Origin of the sequence: Flammeovirga agarivorans, assembly GCF_012641475.1 — a bacterium.
GTDB classification, from domain to species: Bacteria; Bacteroidota; Bacteroidia; order Cytophagales; family Flammeovirgaceae; genus Flammeovirga; species Flammeovirga agarivorans.
The window spans coordinates 1-633 of sequence record NZ_JABAIL010000104.1; the positions used below are offsets into that span (position 1 = coordinate 1).

General features: G+C 31.0%; 1 protein-coding gene. It reads right to left on the bottom strand.

Features of this window, described 5'->3' with window-relative positions; translation table 11 throughout:
* Positions 1–74 precede the first annotated feature (74 nt).
* The gene (locus tag HGP29_RS28450) at positions 75–536 is read right to left on the bottom strand and encodes a hypothetical protein (protein WP_168885838.1); all 462 of its coding nucleotides are present in this window, start codon (positions 534–536) and stop codon (positions 75–77) included.
* Positions 537–633: the final 97 nt, after the last annotated feature.

The window sequence follows — 633 nt, forward strand, 5'->3', positions numbered from 1 at the left end:
CTAACGTAATGGCTAAACGGCGAGCGAGGGCGTGTCGACCGAGACTTGCTGTTTTAGCTGTTGTTAGCAACATGTTAATTATTAATACAATAATAGTTTTTAAAACTACCATCTGCTTCATATTTTGTTACTAAATATATACTTGCTGGCAGAACTTTTATTTCACCTTCTTTACAAAGATGCTCCTCATTGTAAATTTTATTTAAGCTTGCGTATTCTTCTATTGTTATTTTACGTTTTCTTATTTTAGTTATTCTCTTTTTTATTATTTCACATTCGATTACTTGTTCTTTATTGATCCAAGTAATAAAATGACTACCTCTTCCGTCATCTGAATATTTTTCAACTAAGACTGTTGATCCTTTTTCTAAATTAAAATTGGTCTTTCTTAAAAGTTTATAACCATACAATTCAAAATAATCATATATAGGATATTCCGAAAATTTTCTAAATGACTCTATTCTACCTTCTACTATTAGATTAATGGGGTCACTTACATAGAGATAAAAGAGAGAAAGAAAAAATAATACTTTCATTCAAAAACTCATTTCAATGTTCAAGATAATACAAGCTAATTGTTGCTAACGTAATGGCTAAACTACGACCAGCGGGCGTGTCGACCGGTGGATGGAG